This is a genomic window from Bradyrhizobium ingae (assembly GCF_055791185.1).
The window spans coordinates 37,859-63,051 of sequence record NZ_JBVUBB010000015.1 but is presented as its reverse complement, the minus strand read 5'-3'; the positions used below and the strand labels follow the sequence as shown (position 1 = coordinate 63,051).

At 65.7% G+C, this 25,193-nt stretch carries 18 protein-coding genes; 9 read left to right on the top strand and 9 right to left on the bottom strand.

The features are described from left to right. Positions 1-73: 73 nt before the first annotated feature. A complete protein-coding gene (locus tag ACV1FX_RS21755) occupies positions 74-1,864 on the bottom strand; it encodes a winged helix-turn-helix domain-containing protein (protein WP_473119602.1) in 1,791 nt (596 codons plus the stop codon). Between the two features lie 243 nt (positions 1,865-2,107). Here ACV1FX_RS21755 and ACV1FX_RS21750 point away from each other — a divergent pair, with 243 nt between their 5' ends. Continuing rightward, positions 2,108-4,672: an autotransporter outer membrane beta-barrel domain-containing protein gene (locus ACV1FX_RS21750; protein WP_473119601.1), complete on the top strand. Its 2,565-nt coding sequence runs from the start codon at positions 2,108-2,110 to the stop codon at positions 4,670-4,672. 237 nt (positions 4,673-4,909) lie between these two features. On the opposite strand, the gene ACV1FX_RS21745 is transcribed toward ACV1FX_RS21750, so the two are convergent. Together ACV1FX_RS21745 and ACV1FX_RS21740 are read right to left on the bottom strand one after the other, a co-directional pair. Beyond that, positions 4,910-6,790: a cisplatin damage response ATP-dependent DNA ligase gene (locus ACV1FX_RS21745; protein WP_473119600.1), complete on the bottom strand. Its 1,881-nt coding sequence runs from the start codon at positions 6,788-6,790 to the stop codon at positions 4,910-4,912. Next, complete coding sequence (locus ACV1FX_RS21740) at positions 6,787-7,824, bottom strand: ligase-associated DNA damage response exonuclease (protein WP_473119708.1); 1,038 nt, start codon at positions 7,822-7,824, stop codon at positions 6,787-6,789. Before ACV1FX_RS21740 ends, ACV1FX_RS21745 begins: the two co-directional genes overlap by 4 nt. Before the next feature lie 131 nt (positions 7,825-7,955). Here ACV1FX_RS21740 and ACV1FX_RS21735 point away from each other — a divergent pair, with 131 nt between their 5' ends. The 5 genes from ACV1FX_RS21735 (at position 7,956) to ACV1FX_RS21715 (ending at position 14,320) form a co-directional block, all read left to right on the top strand. Beyond that, positions 7,956-8,882 (top strand): class I SAM-dependent DNA methyltransferase, encoded by a 927-nt coding sequence (locus tag ACV1FX_RS21735; protein WP_473119599.1) that lies wholly within the window; start codon positions 7,956-7,958, stop codon positions 8,880-8,882. 117 nt (positions 8,883-8,999) lie between these two features. Beyond that, positions 9,000-10,229 (top strand): ABC transporter substrate-binding protein, encoded by a 1,230-nt coding sequence (locus ACV1FX_RS21730; protein WP_473119598.1) that lies wholly within the window; start codon positions 9,000-9,002, stop codon positions 10,227-10,229. A gap of 231 nt (positions 10,230-10,460) precedes the next feature. After that, positions 10,461-13,052: a ligase-associated DNA damage response DEXH box helicase gene (locus ACV1FX_RS21725; protein WP_473119597.1), complete on the top strand. Its 2,592-nt coding sequence runs from the start codon at positions 10,461-10,463 to the stop codon at positions 13,050-13,052. Positions 13,053-13,203: 151 nt separating this feature from the next. Next, positions 13,204-13,902, top strand: coding sequence for a ligase-associated DNA damage response endonuclease PdeM (pdeM, locus tag ACV1FX_RS21720; RefSeq protein ID WP_473119707.1), 699 nt, complete (start codon positions 13,204-13,206; stop codon positions 13,900-13,902). Between the two features lie 10 nt (positions 13,903-13,912). After that, positions 13,913-14,320 carry a hypothetical protein gene (locus ACV1FX_RS21715; RefSeq protein WP_473119596.1) on the top strand — a complete coding sequence of 136 codons (408 nt, stop codon included), beginning with the start codon at positions 13,913-13,915 and terminating at the stop codon, positions 14,318-14,320. A gap of 11 nt (positions 14,321-14,331) precedes the next feature. On the opposite strand, the gene ACV1FX_RS21710 is transcribed toward ACV1FX_RS21715, so the two are convergent. Further along, on the bottom strand, positions 14,332-15,195 hold the full coding sequence (locus tag ACV1FX_RS21710) for a LysR substrate-binding domain-containing protein (RefSeq protein ID WP_473119595.1): 864 nt from the start codon (positions 15,193-15,195) through the stop codon (positions 14,332-14,334). A 120-nt stretch (positions 15,196-15,315) separates the two neighbouring features. Between ACV1FX_RS21710 and ACV1FX_RS21705 the strand changes: the two genes are divergently transcribed. Together ACV1FX_RS21705 and ACV1FX_RS21700 are read left to right on the top strand one after the other, a co-directional pair. After that, positions 15,316-16,242: a DMT family transporter gene (locus ACV1FX_RS21705; RefSeq protein WP_473119594.1), complete on the top strand. Its 927-nt coding sequence runs from the start codon at positions 15,316-15,318 to the stop codon at positions 16,240-16,242. Positions 16,243-16,254: 12 nt separating this feature from the next. After that, positions 16,255-17,028 (top strand): MBL fold metallo-hydrolase, encoded by a 774-nt coding sequence (locus ACV1FX_RS21700; protein WP_473119593.1) that lies wholly within the window; start codon positions 16,255-16,257, stop codon positions 17,026-17,028. A gap of 146 nt (positions 17,029-17,174) precedes the next feature. Here ACV1FX_RS21700 and ACV1FX_RS21695 read toward each other — a convergent pair whose 3' ends face one another. The 5 genes from ACV1FX_RS21695 to ACV1FX_RS21675 form a co-directional block, all read right to left on the bottom strand. Further along, a complete protein-coding gene (locus tag ACV1FX_RS21695) occupies positions 17,175-17,948 on the bottom strand; it encodes a TIGR02186 family protein (RefSeq protein ID WP_473119592.1) in 774 nt (257 codons plus the stop codon). Further along, positions 17,945-18,862, bottom strand: a complete 918-nt coding sequence (locus ACV1FX_RS21690) for a sulfite exporter TauE/SafE family protein (protein WP_473119591.1) — start codon at positions 18,860-18,862, stop codon at positions 17,945-17,947. The genes ACV1FX_RS21695 and ACV1FX_RS21690 overlap by 4 nt, the downstream gene beginning before the upstream one ends. 313 nt (positions 18,863-19,175) lie before the next feature. Continuing rightward, a complete protein-coding gene (locus ACV1FX_RS21685; RefSeq protein WP_473119590.1) occupies positions 19,176-19,976 on the bottom strand; it encodes a COG3904 family protein in 801 nt (266 codons plus the stop codon). Positions 19,977-20,177: 201 nt separating this feature from the next. After that, the gene (locus tag ACV1FX_RS21680; protein ID WP_473119589.1) at positions 20,178-23,639 is read right to left on the bottom strand and encodes a hypothetical protein; all 3,462 of its coding nucleotides are present in this window, start codon (positions 23,637-23,639) and stop codon (positions 20,178-20,180) included. A 351-nt stretch (positions 23,640-23,990) separates the two neighbouring features. Continuing rightward, complete coding sequence (locus tag ACV1FX_RS21675) at positions 23,991-24,578, bottom strand: PadR family transcriptional regulator (protein ID WP_473119588.1); 588 nt, start codon at positions 24,576-24,578, stop codon at positions 23,991-23,993. Between the two features lie 182 nt (positions 24,579-24,760). Between ACV1FX_RS21675 and ACV1FX_RS21670 the strand changes: the two genes are divergently transcribed. Then, positions 24,761-25,156: a nuclear transport factor 2 family protein gene (locus tag ACV1FX_RS21670; RefSeq protein WP_473119587.1), complete on the top strand. Its 396-nt coding sequence runs from the start codon at positions 24,761-24,763 to the stop codon at positions 25,154-25,156. Positions 25,157-25,193 lie beyond the last annotated feature (37 nt).

Here is a 25,193-nt window from a genome sequence, read left to right as displayed (position 1 = left end):
CGTCAATCGGCTTACTGCATTTTAATCTGCATGTATGAGAGATGAACGAAGGCCGGACGTCGCCGCGCAGTACTCAGCGCTCCGGCAGGCCCGCCTCGACTTCCGACTTGAGCAGGCGCTGGATCGCGTCGAGAAAGACGGGACTTGCATTCTCGGTCGGCAGGATGATGTTGGCGGCGTTCGACCCGGGCCGCAGCTCCATGGCTTTGGCCATCGCAGCCTCGGCCTCGTCGGTCCGGCCCAGGCGCTGGAGCGCGCCGGCCAGCACGGCATGGCTGCGCCCCGTTCCCGGCGTGATCGCGATCGATCGCCTCAGATGCGTCACCGCATCCTCGTTGCGATCCATCAGCGCGGATGCAACACCGGCCCCGAGCAGCCAGGTCCAGCGCGAGACCTGCGGCGTGTCGAACCGATCGGCCTCCTTGAACGCGGCGAGCGCGTCATCGAAGCGCCCGAGCTGCATTTGGCCGAGACCCATGTTGTAGAGCGCAAATCCATCCCAGGGATCGAAGCTCAGGGCACGCGCGCAGGCGACGAGGCTTTCGATGAAGCGGTTGGTCGCGGTGAGGAAGCGGCAATAGCCGTCGAGCACCGGGATGTAGCTCGGCTTCGCCTTCAGCGCGCGCTCGAGTGCGACCTGCGCGTTGCGCTTCGCCGCGGGGACATCGACCGGACTGTACCAGGCCATCTGGATGCCGCGTAGCCAGTGCGCGGCGAGCGCTGCTTCGAGATCGACATTGTCGGGATCGGCGGCCAGCGCCTGCTCTAGCATCGCCTGCGCGGTGTGAAAGCGCTCCGGCGTGGTCTGGTTGATCGCGGCCATCGCCTGCTCGATCACGACCTTGGCCCGGCCGGAGGGCAGCTCGCCGGCCGTCATGGTGCGTGCCGTGCCGGAATTGAACATGGCGTTGAGGCGCAGCGCGAGCGGATAGCCGATGCCTGCAGCGAGCCGCGACTGTTGCAGCGACACATCGATATCGTCGATGCCGACCGAGATCGTGTTGGCCCAGCGGACCTCGTCGGTCGCGCCGTTGCTGAGGCGCGCCTTCAAGATCCAGCTCCGGCCATCGGCATGCAACTCGCCGCCGACCACGAAATCGGCCTGCGGCTTTGCGGCGACGGACTGCGGCGCGGTCCGCTCCGATATTGCTTCCGCTTGCGGCGCCAGCACGCGGAGCTGGTCGATCCTGGCCAGGCCCTCGGTGAGGCGCATGGTGACGTTGGCCGCCATCTCGGCCGACGGCCGGTCCGTCCCCGTTGCGGTGATCGGCAGCACGAGGACCGTGGGCGTCTTTCGCGCGAACACGAGATCGGGCGCGAAGAACGGCGCCGCGCCGGCAATGCCGGCCGCAGCGCCAATCACAGCCGCGATCGCCAGCGCCGCAGCGCTTCGGAGGCCGAAACGGAAGCGCTTGCCGGCAGGTTCGCTCTTGTCCGAGGACGAGACCGGGGCGTTGGCCGGCGCGAGCCCAATTACCGATGCAACGACCGGGTTGTCAGTAGCCTTGTCAGTGGTCCCGGCCCCGCCGGTCGCCTCCGCATTGTCTGCGGTATCATTGTACACTGTGACAACGTTGGCCTCAAACAGGTAGCCGCGGCCCGACACCAACTGGATCAATTGGCGTTGGTCGTCGCCGAGCGCGGTGCGCAGCTCGCGGATGCATTGGAACAGGCTGTCGTCGCTGACATGGACGCCGGGCCAGATCGCCTCGAACAGCTCCTGCTTGCTCAGCACGCGGCCGGCATTGGCCGCGAACAGCGCGAGCATGTCGAACGGCTTCGGCCGAAGCCGGATCGGCTCGCCATCGGATCCCTGAAGGCGCGCGCGCAGGGGATCAAGCTCAAAACCGGCGAAACGAAACACCCTGTCTCCACAATGTCTTAGCGGGGCGCGCGAATATCAGAAAAATTTCAGATTGCTATCACCGGCCCGTCAGGACTCCAGGCGGGCGCCGTGCCAAGGACTTCGAACCACAGGTTCCAACTAATTCGATGCCGGAACCTTTGGCAAGGGGCGCCGGGGGGCATGGTTAGATTGAAATCGATTTCGCGCGCGTCGGCCGGGGCCGCATTCCTGGCAACCTCAATCGTTGTCGCGGCGCCCTCCGTGGCCCAGACCATTCCTAGTGGCACCACGACGACCGTGTCGGGTACATGGCAGTACTACTACTACGGCGTGACAGTCGACGGCACTCTTGCGATCTCCAATGGCGGTGAGGTCTATACCAACTACTACAGCTATGTTGCGACCGTTCCGGGAACAGGCACACTGTCGGTGGACGGAGCAAATTCGGCCTTCTACATGGGGTATCGCGATCTCAACATCGCGACCGTCAGCGGCGCCAATGCCGTCATTTCCGTGACCAATGGCGGGACGGTCCGGGTCTATTCGAACTTCAACAGCGGGCTTGCGTCAGGCACGACCAGCACCATCACCGTGGACGGGGCGAACTCCCTGTTCGACACCGGCTTTCAGCTCGGTCTCTCGGCCGCCGCCGGTTCGGTGACGACGATGACCATTTCGAATGGCGGAACGGTGTGGTCGGAATCCCGGGCGTGCTGCGATCCCAATGGCAGTGGGGTCGTCTTCATCGGCGTGAACGGCACCGCCACGGTCAACGTGACCGGCGCCAATTCGCTGCTCAAGGCCGATGGCAACATCTCGATCGGGAGCGTCTATCCTGATCCCTACGGCGCGACCGGGACCGGCACCCTGACCCTCTCCGACGGCGGCACCGTCATGACGGGCAACGGCTCCGGCGGTATCTATGTCGCAACCAATGCGGGATCGACGGGAGCGATCAACATCGGCGCCGCGGCAGGAAGCGCCGCTGCCGCTCCGGGATATGTGGATGCGGCTCTCATCCAGTTCGGCGCCGGCGACGGCAGCATCGTCTTCAATCACACCTCGAGCAACTACGTCTTCTCGACGGAGATCGACGGGACGGGCTCGCTGTTCAATCTCAGCGGCACCACCGTGCTGACGGCAACCAACGGCTATAGCGGCGCAACGACCGTCGACGCCGGCGTCCTCGACGTGGAGGGCTCGATCGCCAGCAGCGCGACGACGGTCAATTCAGGCGGCACGCTGGCAGGCAGCGGCACCCTCGGCGACGTGACCGTTGCGAACGGCGGCGTGCTGGCGCCGGGAACGCCAGGTGCGCCCGGCAGCGCCATGACCATCAGCGGCAGTCTCGTGCTGCAGTCCGGCGCGACCTATCAGGTCGCGCTCAATCCCTCGACCGCGAGCATAGCCAATGTGTCGGGGACGGCCTCGCTCAACGGTACGGTCCTTGCGAACTTCGCGTCGGCGACCTACGCCACCAAGACCACATACGACATCCTGCATGCGTCGAGCTTCGGCGGCACCACGTTCAGCGGCGCGAGCGGCACCAACCCGAACTTCTCGGAAACGCTGAGCTACAGCGCCACCGACGTCTTCCTGACCATCGGCGCCTCGCTCGGCCGCGGCAGCAATCTCGGCACCAACCAGCAGAAGGTCGCGGATTCCATCAGTAATGTCTTCAACAATGGCGGCACTCTGTCATCGGGCTTTCAATCGCTGTTTGGCCTGACCGGAAGCAACCTCGTGGGTGCGCTGTCGCAGGCTTCCGGCGAGAGCGCGACCGGATCGCAGCAGACGACATTTGCCGCCATGACGCAGTTCATGGGCCTGCTCACCGATCCCTTTGCCCGCAACGATGCGGCACCGTCGCCGGGAGCGCCAGGATATGCCGACGAAAACACCGGCGCCAATGCGACGAAGCTGACCGATGCTTTCGCCATGTTCACCAAGGCGCCCCCGCAAGGCGCTCACGATCCGCACTGGAGCGTGTGGGCGACGGGTTTCGGCGGCTCGCAATCGACCGCGGGCAACACGGCCGTCGGATCAAGCGACACGACGAGCCGCGTCGTTGGGACTGCCGTCGGAGCCGATTACCGGCTCTCGGCAAACACGCTGGTCGGCTTCGCGCTGGCCGGCGGCGGAACAAGCTTTGGCGTCAACGGTGTCGGCGGCGGGCGTTCCGACCTGTTCCAGGCCGGCGCCTATCTGCGCCACGTCGAAGGCCCAGCCTATGTCTCAGCAGCGCTGGCCTATGGCTGGCAGGATGTCACGACTGACCGAACCGTCACCGTCTTCGGCGTCGATCGCCTGCACGCAGCGTTCAATGCGAGCGCGTATTCCGGCCGCGCCGAAGGCGGTTATCGTTTCGTCGCGCAGTGGCTGAACGGCAGCATCGGCATCACGCCCTATACCGCCGGCCAATTCACCACGTTCGATCTGCCTGCTTATGCGGAGTCCGTCGTCTCGGGCGCCGCCACTTTCGCGCAGGCCTATGGCGCCAAGAGCGTCACCGACACCCGCAGCGAACTCGGCATTCGCACCGACAAATCATTTGCGATGGGAGATGGCATTCTCACGCTGCGCAGCCGCTTCGCCTGGGCCCATGACTTCAATCCGGACCGCTCCGTTGCCGCGACCTTCCAGACGCTGCCCGCCGTAACTTTCGTCGTCAACGGCGCCGCACAAGCTGCAGACTCCGCGCTGGTGAGTGCATCCGCCGAGAAGAAGTGGCTGAATGGCTGGTCTGCCGCCACAAGCTTCGAGGGTGAGTTCTCTGGCGTCACGCGTTCCTACGCCGGCAAGGGCGTCGTGCGCTATAGCTGGTGAGCCCAAGGCTTCTCGCGCGTCGCCGGAAAGCAACAAGTGGTAAGGTAAATGCGCATCTTCATTGATGTGTGAACGCCCATCAATTCTCATCCCGATGCGCCCGACCCATAAGAGCGCGGTGCGATGTCGATCCCGGCATCGTGCAAGTTCTGGGACCGCCGCCGGGGCCGATTGCGGGTTCTGTGCATATATGCTCGCCGGCTTTGCGCTGGCCGGCGGCGGGACCACTTTCCCGGGCTATGCCTCGGCTTCGGCCACCTCGGCCTTCAGCATCTTTTCCAGCGTCTCCAGCCGGTCGGCCTCGCGCGGCGGCTTGTCCCAGCGCAGGCGGCTGATGCGGGGAAAGCGCATGGCGACGCCGGATTTGTGCCGCGCTGAGCGCTGCAGGCCTTCGAAGGCGACTTCCAGCACCAGTCCCTTGTCGGGCTCATGCACGACATGGCGCACGGGTCCGAACTTCTCCGTGGTGTTGCGGCGGACGAAGCGGTCGATCTGGAGCAACTCCTCATCCGTGAAGCCGAAATAGGCCTTGCCGACCGGCACCAGCTCGTCGGCGCCTTGGCCTTCGGTCCAGACGCCAAAGGTGTAGTCAGAATAATAGGACGAGCGCTTGCCGTGGCCGCGCTGCGCATACATCAAGACGGCATCGATGATGTGCGGGTCGCGTTTCCACTTCCACCATTGCCCCTTCGGCCGGCCCGGCAGATAGGGCGCATCGCGCCGCTTCAGCATCACGCCTTCGACGGCCTCCGCGTCCTCGCCGGCGCCTGCGCTCGCAGGGTCGGCACGTGCGGCGGTCAGCACATCCCAGTTCTCGAAGGGCACGGTCGGCGACAGGTCGATCCTGACATCGCCGAGCTTCTTGATGAAGGTTTCGAGATGCGCGCGCCGCTCGGCAAAGGGCAGCTCGCGCAGATCGTTCTCGTCGTCGCCGAGCAAATCGTAGGCGCGCAGGTGGATCGGAAAATCCTTGATCAGCTTTGGCGAGACGACCTTGCGATTGAGGCGCTGTTGCAGGACGTTGAAGCTCTGTACGCGACCGTCGCGCACGACGAGCAACTCGCCGTCGATCGCGCCGGGCAGATGCAGTGACGGGACAAGGTCTGGAAAGCTCCCCGTGATGTCCTCGCCGGTGCGTGAATAGAGCCGCACCGTAATGTGTCCGCGTTCGTCGCGGCCAGCGACCGCCTGCACGCGGATGCCGTCCCATTTCCACTCGGCAATGTAGTCGGCGGGATCGAGGCTTTGGAAATCCGAGTCCTCGATCGCATGCGCGAGCATGACGGGGCGGAACGGCGCGGGATCGCGGTTGACGGGCTTTTCCGCGCGGCCCTCGAGCCAGGCGAACAGGTCGAGATAGGGCGGAGCAAGACCTGGCCAGATCAGCTCGATCTCATGCGGGTCCTTGTCGCCGAGCGCGGCCGCCGCGGTTTTTGCCAGACGCGCGGAGATGCCGATGCGCAGCGCGCCGGTGACGAGTTTTAGCAGCGCCCAGCGCCCGGTCTCGTCGAGCTCGTCGAGCCAGTGCGCAAGCTGCGCGGGCAGCTCGGTCTTGCCGAGCGTGCGCAGCGTGGTGACGACCTCGGTGAGGGTAGGAGGAGGCGGATTGTTGCGGTTGCGCGAGCGGAGCGTCTCGGAGGCATCTCCCCCGGGGCACCCCCCTCCCTGACCCTCCCCCGCAAGGGGGGAGGGAACGGTGAGGACCGCGCGTCCACCACTTTCTGAATCGGTGCCAACTAGTTTGTTTGTCGGCAGCCCCGCGCGCCGCTGCGCTCCCTCCCCCCTTGCGGGGGAGGGCAGGGGAGGGGGGTGGCCCAGGAAAGATTGCCTGTCGTCGTTGACGACTCCCTTCGGCCACATCAGCGCAACCGTTTCCGAGAGATCGCCGACGTAATCATAGGACAACCCGAACAACACCGGATCGGTGCGCGCCGCGATCAGGTCGCGGATCAATCCCGGCTTTGCATGCTTAAAGCTCAGCGCGCCCGTCAGTGCCGCCAGCGCATAGCCGCGGTCGGGATCGCCGACCTCGCGAAAATAGCTGGTGATCAGCCGCAGCTTGTTGTTGCGGCCGGGCTCGTAGGCGAGGCGATCCAGCAATTCGGCGAAGCGGTTCATGCCTCGGCCTCGCTTGTGAGTGGCGTCTCGCTTTCCTCCTCATCACCATAGCCGACGAGATCGAGCGGCTGGGCCCGCAGTCCCTTGCTCCTGCACCAATGCACCAGCGCGTCTTCCTGGCCGTGCGTCACCCAGATTTCGCCTGCGCCGGTCGCGGCAATCGTCGCGGTGAGGCCTTCCCAATCGGCATGGTCGGAAATCACCAGCGGCAGTTCGATGCCGCGCTGTCGCGCTCGCGCGCGGACCCGCATCCAGCCCGAAGCGAAGGCGGTGACGGGATCGGGAAACCGCCGGGTCCAGAGGTCGGATGTCGCTGACGGCGGCGCCAGCGTGATGGTGCCGGCGAGAGCGGCCTTCTTCACGCCCTTGGCCGGCCGCAGCTCGCCGAGCGCGATGCCGCGGCTTTGATAATAGTGCGTGATCGTCTCCATCGCGCCATGCAGGTAGATCGGTGCGTCGTATCCGGCCGCGCGCAGCAGCGCGATGACGCGTTGCGCCTTGCCGAGCGAATAGGCGCCGACGAGATGCGCGCGCTCCGGAAACAGCGCGACGGAGGCGAGCAGCCTCGCAACCTCGTCCGCCGCTTCGCCATGGCGAAACACCGGCAGCCCGAACGTCGCCTCGGTGATGAAGACATCGCAGGGCACGAGCTCGAACGGCGCGCAGGTCGGGTCGGCCGCGTCCTTGTAGTCGCCGGAGGCGACGATGCAGGTGTCCTTGCACGTCACTGCGATCTGGGCCGAGCCCAGCACATGGCCCGCGGGGTGAAACTTCACCCCGACGTCGCCGAGCCGGATCTCCTCGCCATAGCGGACCGCCTGCGTCGTGCCGGCAAAGTTCTCGCCATAGCGCAGGCGCATCATGTCCAGCGTCTCCTGCGTCGCCAGCACGGCGCCGTGACCGGCGCGCGCATGGTCGGAATGACCGTGGGTGATGACGGCGCGCTCGACGGGGCGGACAGGATCGATATGGAAGCCGCCCGGCTTGCAGCACAGGCCGGCAGCAGTTGGCAACAGGATGTCTTGCGGGCGCATATGCAGCATATAGGGACCAGATGCCCCAAATTCAGTGTCATGCGCGGGCTTGACCCGCGTATCCATCCTCTTAAACACTCCCCGTTTTGATGGATTGCCGGAGCAAGTCCGGCAATGACGAGCCGAGTTCCATGCCCCTCCGCCTCTTCCTGTCCTCCGGCGATCTGATGGCCGACCGCCGTTTCGAGTTCGCGCGCGACCTCCAGCTCAAGGGCGATCTGCCGGCCGCGGCCGATCTGCTGGAGCAGGCGATCGAGCTGGCGCCGAACTTCACGTCGGCCTGGTTCACGCTTGGCGAAATCCGTCAGCAGCTCGGCGAGCGTGACAAGGCGATCGCGGCCTTCCGGGAAGCGCGGCGATCCGATCCCGAGGACCAGCACGGCGCCGGCCTGCATCTGATGCGGCTTGGCGATGCAGAGATGGCTGAAATGCCGAAAGCCTATGTGCAGGCGCTGTTCGACCAGTACGCGCCGCGCTTCGAGCATGCGCTGATCAACGATCTCGGCTATCGCGCCCCCGCGCTGATCTTCAAGGCGGTGCTGGCCGCGCGCGTCGCCGCGAAGAAGCCGACCTTCTTCAAGCGCACCATCGATCTCGGCTGCGGTACCGGGCTTGCGGCCGCCGCCTTCGCCCAACAGGTCGATCATTTCATCGGCATCGATCTGTCGCCCGGCATGATCAAGGAGGCGCGCGCCACCAATCTCTATGCCGAGCTCGAGGTCGCCGACATGATCGACGGCCTGCGCGGAAAGAGCGATGCGAGCGCGAACCTCGTCGTTGCTGCGGATGCATTCGTGTATCTGTCCGATCTTGCAGTGGTGTTGATGGAAGCAAGGCGCGTGCTTGCAGCCGGCGGCACGCTCGCCTTCACGCTCGAGACGCATGACGGTAGCGGCGTGGTGCTCGGCGAGGGCCTGCGCTATGCCCATGCTGCGGAATATGTGCGTGACGCCCTCGCCAAGGCTGGCCTCAAGCTGCTGACGCTGGAGCCGGCCTCGCCGCGCAACGAGAACAACGAGCCGGTGCGCGGCCTCGTCATCGTCGCCGAGAAAACTTGAGTCTAGGCGCTGGGGTCGCTGCAAATTGAGCGGCATTGCGTCGCAAAGCGCAGCCTTGCCACTTGCGATGCCCGCCCTGCTGTCCGCACAATGCGCAGCATTAGGGAGACAACGCCAATGACAAAAAATCCATCGCGACGCGACTTCAGCACCGGCGCATTTGCCGCCATCGCAGCCTCGACCTTGCCCGCGCCCTACGTCTGGGCCGCCGAGAAGAAATATGATGCGGGCGCCAGCGACACCGAGATCAAGATCGGTCAGACTGTGCCGCATTCCGGCCCCGGCTCGCTCTATGGCGTGCTCGGGCGCGTCGGCGAGGCCTACTTCCAGATGCTGAACGAGAAGGGCGGCATCAACGGGCGCAAGGTCAAATTCCTCACCATGGACGATGCCTATAGTGCGCCGAAATGCGTCGAGGCGACGCGGCGCCTCGTCGAGCAGGAGGAGGTGCTGGCGCTCTACGGTTCGCTCGGCACCGCGCCGCAGACCGCCGTGCACAAATATCTCAATTCCAAGGGTGTGCCGCAGCTTTTGCTCAACACCGGCGCGTCGAAGTGGAACAACCCGAAGGAATTCAAATGGACGATGGCGGGCCTGCCGCTCTATCCGACCGAAGCGCGCATCCTCGCCAAGCACGTCATCAGCGTGAAGCCGAATGCGAAGATCGGCATCCTTTACCAGAACGATGATTTCGGCCGCGATTTCCTCGGGCCGTTCAAGAAGGTGCTGGCGGATGCCGGCGGCACCGCCAAGGTGATCCTGGAGCAGACCTACGACCTGACCGATCCGACGATCGACTCCCAGCTCGTCAATCTCTCCAAGTCGGGCGCTGACGTCTTCTATAACATCTCTACCGGCAAGGCGTCGTCGCAGTCGATCCGGAAAGCGGCCGAGCTTGGCTGGAAGCCGCTGCAATTGCTCTCCGCAGGCTCGACCGGCAAATCCATACTCAACGCCGCCGGCTTCGAGAATGCATCCGGCATCGTCGCGATCCGCTATTCCAAGGATGCCGGCCCGGGTCCCTGGGAGAACGACAAGGACGTCATCGCGTTCGACACGCTGCGCAAGAACTACCTGCCGAACGTCGATCCTGACAACACCATCGCCTATGCCGGTTACGGTCAGGCCGTGACCATGGGCGAGATCCTGCGCCGCTGCGGCGACGAGCTTACACGCGAAAACGTGCTCAAGCAGGCCTCAAACCTCAACGGCTTCCACTCGCCGTTCTTCCTCGACGGCGTCGACTACAGCTACACGCCCGACGACTACACGCCGATGAAGACGCTGTTCATCTCGACCTTCAACGGCAAGGACTGGCAAGTCTCCGACAAGCCGGTGACGGAGTAGCGGGGGCGCTTTTCCTTCTCCCCTTGCGGGAGAAGGTGGCGCGAAGCGCCGGATGAGGGGTTGTATCCGCGTACTCAACTGAACGAGGATCGCGCGCGGACAGAGACCCCTCACCCGCCTCGCTTCGGGAGGCACCCTCTCCCGCAAGGGGAGAGGGGAAGGCGCAGCATCTCCTTCATCGATTCATAGCACCCCTCGACGAACCCGTCCCCACGGCTTACCTCTATTGCCGTGCCGCCCCGTATCCTCACCGCATCGGCCGAGCCGGCCGCGCTGTTGCCCGAGCGCTTCCAGAGATGGTTCGCGGCCCGCGGCTGGTCGCCCCGCGCGCATCAATTGGCGCTCCTGGAGAAGGCGGGCGAGGATCGCTCCGCGCTGCTGATCGCGCCGACCGGCGCCGGCAAGACGCTGGCGGGATTCCTGCCGACGCTGGTCGAGCTTGCTTCGGACGGTGCCGTGCGCGCGGTTTCGACCGCGCAGCGGAGCGGGCCGACGCGGCTCATGTCCACCGGCCGCGCCGTTCAGCGAACCGGTGGCCTGCACACCCTCTACATCTCGCCGCTGAAGGCGCTCGCCGTCGACATCGCGCGCAATCTGGAGCGGCCGATTGCGGAGATGGGGCTGCCGATCAAGGTCGAGACCCGCACCGGCGATACGCCGGTGTCGCGACGGCAGCGCCAGCGCCGTTATCCGCCGGACATCCTTCTTACGACGCCGGAGCAGCTCGCATTGCTGCTCTCCTCCGACGACGCGCCGTTCCTGTTCTCATCGCTGAGGCGCGTGGTGCTTGACGAGCTGCACGCGCTGGTCACCTCCAAGCGCGGCGACCTGCTCTCGCTGGGGCTGGCGCGTCTATGGCGACTTGCGCCCGAAATGCGCATGATTGGCCTGTCGGCGACGGTGGCAGAGCCGGAATCGCTGGCGCGCTTCTTGATGCCGCAGCCTGGCGGTCAGCCTGCAACTGCCGACATCGTCATCGCCGGCGGCGCGGCGGCGCCGATCGTCGAGATGCTGGATACGAGCGAGCGCCTGCCCTGGGCAGGCCATACCGCGCGCCATGCGCTGGCCGAGGTCTATGAGCTGATCAAGGCGAACAAGACCACGCTCGTCTTCGTCAACACCCGCAGCCAGGCCGAGATGCTGTTCCAGGATCTCTGGCGCATGAACGACGACGGCCTTGCGATCGCGCTGCATCACGGCTCGCTCGACGTTGCGCAGCGCCGCAAGGTCGAGGACGCGATGTCGGCGGGAAAACTGCGCGGTGTCGTCTGCACCTCGTCGCTGGATCTCGGCGTCGATTGGGGCGACGTCGATCTCGTCATCAATATAGGCGCGCCAAAGGGCTGCTCGCGCCTGATGCAGCGCATCGGGCGCGCCAACCACCGTCTCGATGAAGCCTCGCGCGCGGTGCTGGTGCCGGCCAACCGCTTCGAGGTGCTGGAGTGCCGCGCCGCGATCGATGCGATCGCGGAGAATGCGCAGGATACTCCGCCCTTGCGCATCGGGGCGCTCGACGTGCTGGCGCAGCACGTGCTCGGCTGCGCCTGCGGCGAGCCGTTTCTCGGCGACGAGCTCTATGACGAGGTGCGCACGGCGGCGCCCTACGCCGATCTCTCGCGACAGGATTTCGACGACGTCGTCGATTTCGTCGCCAGCGGCGGCTATGCGCTGAAAACCTATGAGCGCTTCGCCCGCATCAAGCAGGACAAGCAGGGCCGCTGGCGCGTCGCCAATCCAAAGGTGCGGCAAAGCTATCGGATGAATGTCGGCACCATCGTCGAGGACGATATGCTGAAGGTGCGGCTGGTGCGCTCGCGGACCGGCGGTACCGGTTCGACCGGAGTCATCGCGCGCGGCGGCAGGTTGCTGGGCGAGATCGAAGAAGCCTTCATCGAGGGCCTCAGCCCCGCCGATACTTTCGTGTTCGGCGGCGAGGTGGTGCGCTATGAAGCCCTCGTCGAGGACCAGGTCTATGTCTCGCGCGCCCACGACAAGGACCCGAAAGTGCCGTCCTATATGGGCGGCAAGTTTCCGCTTTCGACCTATCTCGCCGAGCGCGTGCGCCGGCTGCTCGATGACAGCAGCGCCTGGAAGGTGCTCCCGGAGCAGGTGCGCGACTGGCTGTCAGTGCAAAAGGAGGTGTCGCGCGTGCCGGCGGTGCGTGAGCTGCTGGTCGAGACCTTTCCGCGCGGCAACAAGCATTACCTCATCTGCTATCCTTTCGAGGGACGTCTCGCCCATCAGACGCTCGGCATGCTGCTCACCCGCCGGCTGGAGCGCGCCCGCGCCCGGCCGCTCGGTTTCGTCGCCAATGAATATGCGGTTGCGATCTGGGGGCTCGGCGACATGTCCTTCATGATCCGGAACGGTCAGCTCGATCTCAACACGCTGTTCGATCCCGACATGCTCGGCGATGATCTCGAAGCCTGGCTCGCGGAGTCCGCACTCATGAAGCGCACCTTCCGCAACTGCGCGATCATCTCCGGCCTGATCGCGCGCCGCCACACCGGCGAGGAGAAGAGCCGGCGCCAGGTGTTGTTCTCGACCGATCTGGTCTACGACGTCCTGCGCAAGCACCAGGCCGATCACGTTCTCTTGCGCGCCGCGCGCGCCGATGCCGCGACGGGTCTGCTCGACCTGCGCCGTTTGGGCGACATGCTCGCGCGCATCCAGGGCCGCATCACGCACCGGGAACTCGATCACGTCTCGCCGCTCGCTGTACCTGCGCTACTGGAAATCGGTCGCGAGTCAGTTTATGGCGAGGCAGGAGACGAACTCCTGGCGGAGGCCGCCGACGAGCTCGTCAAAGAGGCGATGTCGTAGACTGCTGGCGAATGAATCCCTGGGGCGCAACTCTCTCCATGTCGTCATGCCTGGGCTCGACCCGGGCATCCACGTCTTTCTTGCCGCGGGCGCGACGTGGATGGCCCGGATCCGGCTACGCCAAAGCTTCGCCGGACGGGCAAGCCCGGCCATGACGGAGCAAGGGACACTCGCTATCACGACCTCTCGCACGTTGGATGTTGCGGGTGCATCATTCACCGCCGATCTCTCCGGCGCGCTGTTCTGGGACGAGCAGCGGCTGCTGGTCGTCTCCGACCTGCATCTTGAAAAAGGCTCGAGCTTCGCCACGCGGGGAGTCCTGCTGCCGCCTTACGACACGGTCGCGACACTCGGTCGCCTTGCGGCGGTTATCGCGCGGCACGATCCGCAGGTCGTGATCGCACTCGGCGACAGCTTTCATGATCGCTGTGCCCACGAACGGCTGTCGAACGGGGATCGCGACGCCATGACCTCGCTCCAGACAGGCCGCGACTGGATCTGGATTTCGGGCAATCACGACCCGGCACTGCCGCGCGATCTGGGCGGCACCGTTGCCGACGAAGCCGCGATCGGCCCGATTACTTTTCGCCACGAGCCGACCGGCGCACATGGCGAGATCGCCGGCCATCTCCATCCCAAGGCGCGCGTCACTGCTCGCGGCCGCTCGATGGAGCGGCGCTGCTTCGCCTCCGACGGGATGCGCGCCGTGATGCCGGCCTTCGGCGCCTATGCCGGCGGCCTCAGCATCCGCGATGAAGCATTCGCGCGCGTGTTCGGCGCGCGGCACTTCACCGCGCATCTCCTCGGCGACAATCGCGTCCACGCGATTGCAGCGTCGCGGTGTTGTTGAGGAAACGACTATGCTGCCGTCTCTTCATGATGATTTCGTCGTTTCGTACGAGGTGAACTGCGAAACCCGCCAGATCAAACTCCACACGAGGCCAGATCCTAGAGACGCTGCAATGCGCGAACAGCGCCCCCGCACCATCGTTTTTAATGGTGTCGAGGGATACCAGTTCGAGGACGATGCATTCGGAAATATCATCTTCTCACTGGTGGTGGTTTCCATTGAGCAGGTGTTGGTAGAGTATGGCTCCGCGATCGCGGAGTCCTATCGTATGGCGGGCGCCCCAGGGCCGTGGGCGGCCGATTTGGCTGCTGCGGCGCAGGTGCTCGCGGCAAAGGACGTAAAAGGCTTCATTCTAAGTTCGTCGTATGGCCTCTCTGGCTGGGTGCTGGCCAAAGAAGCTTTGGTCGAACACACGTAGCCGTCGGCTCGCTAAGCCGCCTTCGCCTGCACCGTATCGCAGAACTCGGCCAGCCGATCCGCGAGTCGCAGCGTGGCAGGACTCGCATCCGGTGCCGCCATCAGCGCCACTTCCGTCCTGTTGATCGGTGCAAAGCCGTCCTTGGCGGTCAGCACGCGGTGATCGGACTGGATCGCCATCTCCGACAAGATGCTCAGCCCCATGCCCGCGGCGACTGCGGCCTGGATGCCGGCGAGGCTCGATGACGTATAGGCCATGTGCCAGGGCCGGCCCGCGCTTTCCAGCTCGTGGATGGCGCCGGCGCGATAGAGGCAGCCGAGTGGAAAGCCGATCAGCGGCACCGACGACACGTCGGCTTGAATCGGATGGCTCTTGCTGGTGACCCAGTGCACCCGCTCCGTCCAGACCGCGATCGCCCCCTTCTCGCCGGCCTCGCGCTTGAACAGGGCAAGATCGAGCTCGCCGCGTTCGAGATCGCGAGACAGGTTCCTGCTCTGGTCGGCGCGCACGTCCAGCCGCAGGGTAGGGTGCGAGCGCGAGAACGTGCCGAGCAGCTTCGCGAGACGATAGGCGGCGAAATCCTCGGGGATGCCGAGCCTGATCGCGCCTTCGCTGCCGGGCTCGCTGAGCACGTCGCGCGCCTCCTCGGCGAGCGACAGAAGGCGCCGCGCGTAGGACAAGAGCCGTTCGCCGGCCTCGGTCGGCCGCACGTCCTTGCCGTCACGGTGCAGCAGCACCTGGCCTACGTCCTCTTCCAGCCGCTTGATCTGCTGGCTCACCGTCGACTGCGTGCGATGGACGCGCTCGCTGGCGCGGGTGAAGCCCCCGGCGTCGACCACCGAGACGAAGCTGCGCAGGAGCTCCAGATCGAGCATTGCCGCCTCCATTCGTAAATCCACTGGATGGCAGTTAATCATTTAATTTCCAAATGACAAGGCTTATCCCTAGATCGAGGGCTCAGGAGCATGCCAAGAGAAACTGCCAAGAGAACCACCATGTCGCTCGCCCCTTCGATCGCCGTCCCCCGCAGCCGCTTCAATCCCCTGCCGCTCTATATCGGCCTGTTCTGCCTGCTTTGGAGCTATGCCTTCGTGGCCGGCAAAATCGGCGTCACCGACTGCCCGCCGCTGATTCTGCTCGCGGCGCGGTTTTCGCTCGCCGGCGTTCTGATCCTGGGCATCTCGGCGCTGCGCCGCGACGCGTGGGAGATGACCTGGCGTGATGCCGCGATGTTCGCCGTGCTCGGCATCGCCAACAACGCGCTCTATCTCGGGCTCGGCTACACCGGGCTGCAATCGGTCTCTGCCGGCCTCGGTGGCTTGATCGTGTCGGCCAATCCGGTGTTCACCGCGGCGCTCGCCGCGCTGCTGCTCGGCGAGGGCATGACGTGGCGGAAGGCGGCGGGGCTCACGCTCGGCGTGCTGGGCGTTACCTTCATCGTCTGGCATCGCCTCGCGGTCGGCACCGACAGCGCGCACGGCATCGTTTTCACGCTCGCCTCGCTCGCCTCCATCGTTGCCGGCACCATTCTGTTCAAGCTGTTCGCGCCGAAGGGGAGCTTGTGGATCGGCAACGGCATCCAAAACATGGCGGCCGGGATCGTGCTCACGCCGATCGCGCTTGGCTTTGCCGATGTCCACGCGATCCAGTACACGCCCGGCCTCCTCGGTGCCTTCGCCTTCCTGGTGCTCGGCGGTTCGATCCTCGCTTATCTGCTCTGGTTCCATCTCCTGAAAGTGTGTGGCGCGACGGCAGCGAGTGCCTATCATTTCCTGATGCCGCCGCTCGGCATGCTGTTCGCCTTCCTCGTGCTCGGGGAGCATGTCGAGGCGCGCGATCTCCTCGGCATCGTTCCGGTGGCGATCGGCATTTATCTCGTGACGCGTCCCGCCCAAACCGTCGCAACCAGGTCCGCCGCGTAACAGGAGGCCGCCATGCCCATTTCCATCACCCTGATCGGCGGCCCGACCGCGCTGATCGAGATCGACGGCTTCCGGCTCCTCACCGATCCGACCTTCGATGCGCCCGGCGCCTATCAACTGCCGCATGTCAAGCTGGAGAAGACGATCGGCCCCGCGCTGAAGGCCGACGCCATCGGCCCTGTCGATGCCGTTCTGCTCAGCCACGACCAGCATTCCGACAATCTCGACAATTCCGGCCGCGAGCTTCTGTCGAGGATCAAGCGCGTGCTGACGACGGAAGCCGGCGCCAAGCGGCTCGGCGGTCATGTCGAGGGCCTTGCGCCCTGGGACACGACGCAGGTGAGGGATGGCGACGGCAACACGCTGACCATCACAGCGACGCCGGCCCGTCACGGACCGGCCGGCATCGAGCCGCTCTCGGGCGACGTCATCGGCTTCGTGGTGTCCTCCAGCAACAAGGACAGCCGCGCGATCTATGTCAGCGGCGACACCACCTGGTTCGACGGCGTTGCGGAAGTGGCGCGCCGTTTCGATTGCGGCGTCGTGCTGCCCTTTGCCGGCGCCGCGCAGACGCGCGGGCCGTTCCATCTCACCATGGACACCAATGACACCGTCGAGACCGCGCGCGCCTTTCCCGATGCGGTGATCGTGCCGCTCCATACCGAAGGCTGGGCGCATTTCCGCCAGAACGGCGAGGATCTGCGCAAGACCTTCGACGTCCTCGGCTTCGGCCCGCGTTTGCGCCTGCTCGAGCCCGGCGTGCCGACGGTGATCGAGGCGCCTTAGCCCTTAGCTGTCACGCCCCGCGAACCGAAAGGGCATCCAGTACGCCGCGGCCATTGTTGCGAGAGCGAGGTCGCCAATGCTGGCCTCTGGAATACTGGGTGCCCGGTCAAGCCGGGCGACGACGAGCGGAGAGAGCGTAGCCCGCCTCAATCCTTCCTGAACACGATCGACGCGGCCCAGCCGCACATCAGCGCCAGGGCGGCGGTGACGAGGCCGTAGCTGAATCCATTCTGCCGCGCGCTGGTGGCGACGAACTGCTCGAAGCCGACCTTGACGATCTCGAATGCCGTCTCGGTCTTGGTCACGAGCGCGCCGTTCGCGAACAGCTTGATCTCGACTTCATAGGTTCCGATCGGCACCTCCGCCGGCAGCGGAATGCCGGTCCGGAACAGTGTCGGCGTCAGGAACGTCACTGCGGACGGATCCTCGCGATAGAGCCCGCGCTGCGTGCGCAAACGAATGAAGGCGCTGCGGAACGCATCGTCTGGCACCACGTCGGCATAGTCGGTGCCGACGCGCTGGGTCAGCAGCACGTTGTTGAGCCCGATCTGCTGGCGCCGCGCGATCTCGGGCGAGGTGATCTGGTCGAAGGGGCGATTGGCGAACAGCGCGAGATAGCTCGGCACCTGCAAGAATTGCCGGTAGTCGGTGTTGATCCAGATGCCGAACTTTCGTTCCTTGCGCCGCGTCACCATGTCGGCGCGCGGACCCAACACGGTGACGACGAGATCGTAGGCGTTGCGATTGGAAGGCGTCGCCGCATCCCTCTCTACCGAGCCGAACAGCACCAGCTCCTCGCCGGAATAGTTCGGCGTCACCGTGACGCGGTGGTTGGAGACCGACACGATCAGCCGCTCGGCGCGTGCGGCGCCGGCGAGCAGCAGAACGAGGAGGCCGGTGATGATTGCGCGCGCGATCATCCCGTCACTCCGATCTCGCGGATGGTGAAGAGATCCTCGGGGCGAAGCACGAGCTCGACGGCGAAGCGCAAGCCCACGGCGAGGATGAGCAGGCCCAGGAGCAGCCGCAACTGCTCGCCGCGGATCTTCTGCCCGGCGCGCGCGCCGAATTGCGCACCGGTGACGCCGCCGACCATCAGGATCAGCGCCAGCACCGCGTCGACCAGATGATTGGTCATCGCATGCAGCATGGTCGCGAACAGCATGGTGACCAGCGTCAGGATCATCGATGTGCCGATCACCGTCGAGGTCGGCACCCGCAACAGATAGATCATGATGGGCACCAGGATGAAGCCGCCGCCGATGCCCATGATGGCGCCGATGAAGCCGATGATGACGCCGACCACGACGACGGGGATCACCGACAGATAGATCTTCGAGCGCTTGAAGCGCATCTTCAGCGGCAGGCCGTGGATCCAGTTGTGCGTGCGGCGTGGCGGCACGGCGCCGCGTCGCGTCCGCATCATCGCGCGCAGGCCTTCCGAGAACATCAGGCTGCCCACGGTCGTGAGCAGCACCACGTAGGAGAGCGCGATCATCAGGTCGAGCTGGCCGAGTGCGCGCAGCTGCGTGAAGGTCCACACCCCGAGCGCGGTTCCCGTCACGCCGCCCAATAGCAGGACTGTCGCCAGCGCCGGATCGATCGCGCGCCGCCGCCAATAGGAGATCGCGCCGGAAAAGGACGACGCCGCGATGTGGCTCGCAACGGAGGCGACCGCGACCGCGGGCGCAATGCCGATGAAGATCAGCAGCGGCGTCATCAAGAATCCGCCGCCGATCCCGAACATGCCCGAGACGAAGCCGACCGCGGCGCCCATCGCGAGCACCAGGAACACATTGACCGGAAGATCGGCGATGGGGAGGTAAAGCTGCATCGGGCACGTTCCGGCGAGGCGGATCAAGCATGATCCGGAAAAGTGTGACGCGGTTTTCCCTCGCGACAAACGCGGAACGCGTTTGCGCGGAGATCATGCGCAAACAGGAATCGGGAGCATGATGATCTCAACTAGAAATCATCGCGCTCCATTTGCGGAATGCTCGCGAAGCGCGGAACGGTTGCCGCCTCCCTCATTAGCCGAATTTGGCGCCCGGCGGGACAGGGAATTGGCCCTCCGCAGCGTTTTTCGCAGCCTGGCAGATCAGGATCGCTTCGTGTGGTGAATAGTTCAGATTAACGAGAGCCGATTGTCAGGGCTTGCCGACGGGATTGGTGATCAGGTTCATCGCCAATGCCTGCTCCGGCGCGAGCCAACGCACTTCGCTGGTCTGCGACATCGCCTCGACGAGCGTGGAGGAAACGCCCATCTGCGTCACATAGCCAAGCACTGCGCCGGCGACGCGCTGGGTATCGGCGACGGGGTCGCTGCCCGGTGCCCTGCTCGTGAAGCGATGGATCCCGAGCGCCGATCCTTCGATGCCGTAGCGGATCTTGCCGCCGGCATACGCCAGCACGCAAGCGCTGGCGCAATAGGCCGGCCGCACGCGACCCGAGGTGTCGGCAACACCGACGGCGGTCGACAGCCCGCGCGCGCGGATCGTCTCGCCCATGATCACGGCCTGGGTCAGGTTGCCGCCCGGCGAGGACAGCAGCACGAGGTCTCCGGGTGACAGTTGCGCTTCATCGAGCCGGTCACGCAGCCAGCTCGCGGCCGCCGGTCCAATCTCGCCGCTGACGGCGAGTGCGCGACGGTTGCGATCCGTGCTGCCGAGATCGACATTGGCGAGCTTCGAGCTGAGGCTCGGCGAAAAATACTGATCCTTCCAGTAGGACCAGGCTTCCGGGCGCGACAGGTCCCGATAGGCGCGCACCAGGACGCTTGAGGATAGAAGCAGGAAGATCACGACCGACCAGAACAGCCGTCTGCGCGCCGGCAGGGGGGCCTGCTCTTCGACTGTCAGCAGTGGAGCCGCAGCGCGCGGAGGCGCAATGCGCGGACCAGTGGGAGAGCTACGGAAGGAGCTGTCCTCCCGGCGATCAGTCTCGGACAAGGGAACCTCTTGCTGCGGAACGCCGCGCGCGGATGTCACGCAGTTCTACACGGCTTGAGCAGAGAGGAATAGGACGACGCAACCGCTGGTCGCGACGCGGTTTTGTCCGGATGCGCCGAGCTTCGGCGAGGGCACGTTTCACCTCTCCCCGCTGCGGAGAGGTGAACCCAGGCAACCGACCGAATTTGATTTCGTCGCGCTTTAGCGTGCCGTGGTGGCCAAGGCCTGGCGCTTGGTCGCGACAGGCTTGGGCGCGGGCTTGGTGCTGGCCTGCGCCGGGGCGCTGTCCCAGCCGCCGGCAGGCGCTGCGACGTTGACGGCATCGTCCGGCTGAGGCTCGGCGCTGAACGTCTGGATCGCGAGCTTGGCGGCGGCGAGCGACTGCGGGTCGAGGCGCTTGGCAACGTCGTCGCGCTTGGTCGCCGCATCGGCGTCGCCCTGTGCGGCGGCGAGGCTGAACCATTTGTAGGATTCGGCAAGGTTCTGTTCGACGCCGATGCCGCGGGCATAGAGGATGCCGAGATTGTACTGGCTGTCGGCGACGCCGCGATCCGCGGCCTTGCGGAACCAGAGCGACGCGCTCTTGTAATTGGGGCCCCGTCCGCCGCCATCGGCGTCGAGCACCGCAAGATTGTGCATGGCCTTGGCGTTGCCGCGCTCGGCGGCCTGCGTGTAGTAGCGGCGGGCGATGTCGGCGTCCTTCTTCACGCCGAGGCCCTTCTCATAGAGCGTGCCGAGCCGGAAGGTCGCGAGCACCACGCCGGCCTGCGCCGCGCGGTCATACCATTTGACGGCTTCCTCGTAATTCGCAGCCACGCCTTTGCCTTCGGCAAAGCGCAGGCCGATCTCGTAGGCCGCGGTCGCATCACCTTTCATCGCGGCGGCGCGCAGCGCCGGACCGCCGATGCCGTCGGCCAGCCGCTCGCCCGGGGGCACCTGCACGGTGCCGAGCCGCGTGCGCGACGGTGTCGTCGGGATCGCGCCGGTGATGTCGCCATTGCTGGCCGCGGGCGCAGTCACCGCCGGTGGAGGCGGGATCTCGATCGATGCGGTGCCGCCGGAATTGACGGGAGCGGCATTGTTCAGGGATTGCCGGCCGAGCGGGGTCGGCGAGGTCATCGATGGCGTGACCTGCTCGGGCACGGCGGGTTTCGCGCTGTTCTCGGCGGGAGCAGGAGCTTGCGGCGCGGGCGCGCTTGCGGGGCTTTCCATCGCCGGTGGCGGCGGAGCGCCGCCGCTGCCTTCGAGCAGGTTCATCGCCATCTTGAAGGTGCCGAGCACGATCACGACCACGCTCGCGCCGACGAGCAGCGAGCGGATCTTCGAGGTGATGGTCGAACCTTCCTTGCCCTTGTCCTTGCCGGCGCCGCCCGCGGCCTTGCCGCCACGACCGGGCTTCTCGGGTTGCGCGGCTGCGGCCTGCGCGGCCCGGCGTGCAGCGGCGATGAAGCTTGACGACGACACCGGCTCCTTCGGCGGGGCGGGAATTTCGCTGATCGCGCTCTCGGACGCGGCAATGCGCTCCGACGGCGTGGCGGCGCGACCGCTCGGCCGCGTGCCCGGCTCCAGCGGATGATCCGGCGGCAGCTCCGGCGCGATCATGGCGCGCGCAGGCGCGGCATGCGGCTCGAGGATTTCGCTGATCGCGCGCGGCGGCAGGGGAGGCACCGCGGGCGGGGTCGCCGGCACCGGAGCGGCGGGCGTTGCGGCGTGGAATTCGCGTGGCGCTGCGACGAAGGCCGTCGGCGCCGCAGCCGGATTCGGCAGGTCGGGCTTGATGTCGGCTTTGGGCGATTGCTGCGGCGGCACCGCGCTGCGCGCCGGTTCGGCCGGCATCGCCGGTGCAGCGAAGGCCTGCGGCGCGGCTTGAGGCGGCGCACTGCGCACTGCGCGCAGATCGCCCTCGATCATCGAAAGGCGATCGACGACATGGCCGAGCGTGCTGTGCACGGCTTCGAGCGAGTCCTGCGTATGGCGGTTGGTCTCGGCCTGGCTGAAGCGGATGTCGGAGAGTTCGCGCTTGACGAGGTCGACCACGCCCGAATCGGAAGCCGGTGCCGCGCTGCGGCTCTCGGCGAGTGCGGCATAGGTTGCCTGCTGCCGCTCCAGATGCCGGAGGATGTCGTGCAGCCCGTCTTCGACGCGGCTCAAATTACCGTTGCGCGGATCGGAGGCAGCCTCGATCCGCTCCAACAGATACGACACGCGCTGTTCGAGATGCGCGAAGGTGGAGGCGGAGTCGCTGCCGACCTGCATGCGGTCGAAGCGATCGGACAGCGCGCGGATCGCGTTTTCCAGATGCTCGGTGCTTTCGGACGGCGCAGGCCGCTCGCGCGTCTCCAGCGCCGCAGTGAGCGCGGCGATGCGCTGCTCCAGCACTGCAAAACCGTCGCTGTTGGGGGCAGAGGGGCGGGTGATCTGGTCGACCTTGGACGACAGCAGTGCTACGTCCTCGGACAGCCGTGCCAGCGCATCGTTGGAGGCGACGTTGGACACGATGCCGCGCAGCGCCGAGATCGCGCCCTCAAGCTGCTGCACCGTGCCGGGATCGTCGTTGGCGCGCAGGATCAGGTCGAGCTTGCCGCCGAGATTGCGGATCGCCTCGTCATAGCCGGTGAGCTGCTCGGCCGGCGTCAGCGTGCGCAGCACCTGCTTGATCTCCGACAGCGCGTGTTCGACGCCGGCGAGCGCCTGGCCGTCGGTGCTGGAGGTGCGCGTCTCGTCGATACGACGATGCAGCGAGCGGATCTCGTTCTCGATCGATTCGATCGCGCGGCGCGGCATCGCCTCGGTGATGGCGTGGCGAATCTCGGCAAGCTCGTTGCGGAACGCGGTGATCGACTGCTCGATGTGATCGGGGCGCTGCAGCGACTCGATCTGGCTCGTGATCTTGAGGAGATGCCGTTCGAGCGCTGAAAAGTCGGGACCCGGCTGCTGCTGCTGTTGCGGCGGCGCGTAAGCGGGGGCCGGTGGCGCCAAGGGCGGAGACACGGGGGGCGCCGAGGGAGATGACATGGCGGGAGCCACTTGCGCGGCGGGTGCAATCGAGGGCGCTGCGCGCGGCGGCACGTACCGGGGCGCAAAGCTGTCGAGCTCGTTCTGTCGCGCGGTGATTTCGGCCACCGCAACGTCGAGCGAGGCGGGACTGAGCGGCGGCGCGTTGCGATAGACCTGGGCTGCCGCGCGCTCGACCATCTCGGCCTGGCGCTGGCGCGTCTCGACCGGAGCAGGCCGCGGCGCCTGCGCCTGCGGCCGCGAGATCTGCGATAGCCGCGCATCCAGCCGCGAGATCGCATCGTTCAGCTGGCGTGCGACGCCCTGCTCGCGCGAGGCGCCCTGACGCGAGTCTTGGCGGGAGTCTTGGCGCGAAGCGTCCTGGCGCGGCGCGGGCTTTGAGATTCGTTCGATTTGCTGGGTGATTGCATCGAGCCGCTGATGGATGTCGGCGACGTCGCGGCTTTCCTGACTCGGTGCCTGGTTCGGGACTTGCGGCGCCTGCGGACGCTCCTCGTAGGATGCGCGGAAATTCGGCGGGGTAGTGTCACCGAGAGTCGAGTTCAGCCAATCATTGAGTGACATCCCGGCACGGCGCGCAGCTGCTTCGGCCCGCTCCCTGACGGATGGATCGATGCCGTCAACACTCCACGATACGCGCGAATTCATGACTTCTGTCCGGTTCTGACTTCGGCACCCCACCCGATGCCTCCAGCTTTCCCGCGCGTCCCAGTTGTAGAGACAATGCCATTCGGCGCGGGTCGTCTGCCTCAAAAACCGACTTTTCTCTGTTACGGTAAATAACGGGTTAAGGAAGCCGTCGCCGCTGTCTTAAAGTTGGGCGCGGGGAACAAGGGATGGCGCATTGTCGGTGCGCTCTCTCCCCCCGCTTGCGGGGGAGGGCCGGGGAGAGGGTGCTTCCGCGTTGGGAGTCTCCGAGTGGAGAGAGCGCTCGCCCGCGCCTTCGGCGCGACCTCTCCCGCAGGCGGGAAAGGTGTTCGAGCCCGCGGCCAACTGTCCTCAGCCCTTGTCGCGCTTGCCCTCGTCGATCGGGACCACGGTCCCGCGCGCGTTCATGGTCGACAGCGCCTCGAGTGCTTCCTCGCAGAAGTCGGCCACCATCTGCTCGTGCCGGGCGCCGAGACGGAGCAGCAGAAGATTGCCGAGGTCGAGCACGCCCGACGCCTCGCCGTCCGGAAAGCGCTTCTTCAGGATGCGCTCGTAATTGGCGTGGCGGTCGCGGTGGTGCTCGAGGCGGGCCATCAGATCGGTGCGCAGGGGCTCGATGTCGATGCTGTCCAGCGCATGGAGGCGGACCAGGAGGTCGTCCTTGGTCGAGGCCGGGGTGCTCGGGCGCGCGGCCCAGTGCCGCAGTGCTGTTCGTCCCTCGTCGGTGAGCGTATAAACCAGCTTGTTGGGCTTGCCGGACTGTACGACCTCGCGGCCCTGGATATAGCCGCGGTCGCGCAGCTTGGAGAGCTCGCGATAGATCTGCTGGTGGTCGGCCTTCCAGAAGAAGCCGATCGAGGAGTCGAACGTCTTGGCGAGCTCGTAGCCCGTCATCGGACGTTCCGTCAGGCATGCGAGAATTGCGTCGCCCAGCGCCATGACACGGCTCTCCCTTGCGAAGTCCCGAGCAATTGACTTGACTTTATGCATATCGGCGCATATGCGTCAATGTGCATATACCGGAGGCCGGTTGCCAGCCGGCATCGGCCTTCGCGCTACTTTGCATGGGGTTGTTTTCAAGTTTTTTGCCAACGCCTTTTTTCAAGGGAGGCACCCTGAGAATGACCGGTCTCGATTCCTGGTACGGCTACATGAAATCCCAAGACCGCGCGGGAGCCCGCTCCGCGCTCTGGGACCTCCTGCATCCTGACGCCGTGTTCGAAAGTCCCGTCGTGCACACGCCGCAGCGCGGGCGCGACATCTCCTTCAAATATCTGTCGAGCGCCGAGAAGGTGCTGGGCGGTCCGACCTTCACCTATGTTGGGGAGTGGCGGAGCGCGAACGGCGCCGTGCTCGAATTCAAGACCGAGATCGACGGCATCGAGATCAACGGCGTCGACATCATCACTTTCGATAACGAGGGCCGCATCACGCATTTCAAGGTGATGGTGCGTCCGCTCAAGGCCATCAACATGCTGCACCGCCTGATGGCGGAGCAGCTCGCCGCTCAATCATGACACTGCCCTGCCGTTGCGGAAACGATTAGACTCGCGA

Bases quoted from the DNA above. Each gene is read 5' to 3' on its own strand.
- ACV1FX_RS21675 (WP_473119588.1), bottom strand. From the start codon at position 24,578: ATGGCGCTGGGCGACGCAATTCTCGCATGCCTGACGGAACGTCCGATG.
- ACV1FX_RS21715 (WP_473119596.1), top strand. From the start codon at position 13,913: ATGCTGCCGTCTCTTCATGATGATTTCGTCGTTTCGTACGAGGTGAAC.
- ACV1FX_RS21670 (WP_473119587.1), top strand. From the start codon at position 24,761: ATGACCGGTCTCGATTCCTGGTACGGCTACATGAAATCCCAAGACCGC.
- ACV1FX_RS21700 (WP_473119593.1), top strand. From the start codon at position 16,255: ATGCCCATTTCCATCACCCTGATCGGCGGCCCGACCGCGCTGATCGAG.
- ACV1FX_RS21680 (WP_473119589.1), bottom strand. From the start codon at position 23,639: ATGAATTCGCGCGTATCGTGGAGTGTTGACGGCATCGATCCATCCGTC.
- ACV1FX_RS21690 (WP_473119591.1), bottom strand. From the start codon at position 18,862: ATGCAGCTTTACCTCCCCATCGCCGATCTTCCGGTCAATGTGTTCCTG.
- ACV1FX_RS21745 (WP_473119600.1), bottom strand. From the start codon at position 6,790: ATGAACCGCTTCGCCGAATTGCTGGATCGCCTCGCCTACGAGCCCGGC.
- ACV1FX_RS21705 (WP_473119594.1), top strand. From the start codon at position 15,316: ATGTCGCTCGCCCCTTCGATCGCCGTCCCCCGCAGCCGCTTCAATCCC.
- pdeM (WP_473119707.1), top strand. From the start codon at position 13,204: ATGACGGAGCAAGGGACACTCGCTATCACGACCTCTCGCACGTTGGAT.
- ACV1FX_RS21710 (WP_473119595.1), bottom strand. From the start codon at position 15,195: ATGCTCGATCTGGAGCTCCTGCGCAGCTTCGTCTCGGTGGTCGACGCC.
- ACV1FX_RS21730 (WP_473119598.1), top strand. From the start codon at position 9,000: ATGACAAAAAATCCATCGCGACGCGACTTCAGCACCGGCGCATTTGCC.
- ACV1FX_RS21735 (WP_473119599.1), top strand. From the start codon at position 7,956: ATGCCCCTCCGCCTCTTCCTGTCCTCCGGCGATCTGATGGCCGACCGC.
- ACV1FX_RS21695 (WP_473119592.1), bottom strand. From the start codon at position 17,948: ATGATCGCGCGCGCAATCATCACCGGCCTCCTCGTTCTGCTGCTCGCC.
- ACV1FX_RS21740 (WP_473119708.1), bottom strand. From the start codon at position 7,824: ATGCGCCCGCAAGACATCCTGTTGCCAACTGCTGCCGGCCTGTGCTGC.